We start from the raw sequence: 636 nt of genomic DNA on the forward strand, positions 1-636 counted from the left end.
AATCGTCTCCGGCGCATCACGCGGGATCCGCCTGTTGATGGAAGAAGAAAATGTTGGACTGCCGCTGATTGGCCGTGTCGCCGCGGGTGAGCCGCTGCTGGCGCAAGAGCACATCGAGTGTCACTATCAGGTCGATCCGGCCATGTTCAAACCGCACGCCGACTTTTTGCTGCGCGTCAGCGGTATGTCTATGAAAGACATCGGTATATTAGACGGTGATTTGCTGGCCGTGCATAAAACCCAAGAGGTGCGTAACGGCCAGGTAGTGGTGGCGCGCATTGAGGATGAAGTGACGGTTAAGCGCTTGAAACGTCAAGGTAACACCGTACAACTTCTGGCGGAGAATGACGCATTTTCTCCCATCGTGGTTGATTTGCGTGAGCAGAGCTTCAGCATTGAAGGATTGGCCGTCGGTGTTATCCGCAACGGTGAGTGGAGCTAAACGCCGTTAGCCGACAGGGCGTTTCTTTCAGGGAAAGCCTTGTCGGTGATGTATCAGCCTTTCAGATCAACGTCCGGGTTTCGCACTCTTGATGGGCACCGTATGGTCATGGTGACAGTGCCCGTGTTCACGGCAATCAGCCACTTCCTGACAGGCTTCGCACAGGCCGTGTGCCTCGACCACGCTGTGACGCA

At 55.5% G+C, this 636-nt stretch carries 1 protein-coding gene and 1 pseudogene; one reads left to right on the forward strand and one right to left on the reverse strand.

Annotated elements, in window-relative coordinates; genetic code table 11:
- The coding region (lexA, locus tag J5224_RS33645) for a transcriptional repressor LexA (protein WP_264629217.1) at positions 1-442 on the forward strand (442 nt) is incomplete at its 5' end.
- A 66-nt stretch (positions 443-508) separates the two neighbouring features.
- Here the strand turns inward: lexA and J5224_RS33650 are convergent.
- Positions 509-636 (reverse strand): annotated as a pseudogene (locus tag J5224_RS33650) (transcriptional regulator Zur); the annotation flags it as partial.

It is taken from the genome of Candidatus Symbiopectobacterium sp. NZEC135 (assembly GCF_025962695.1).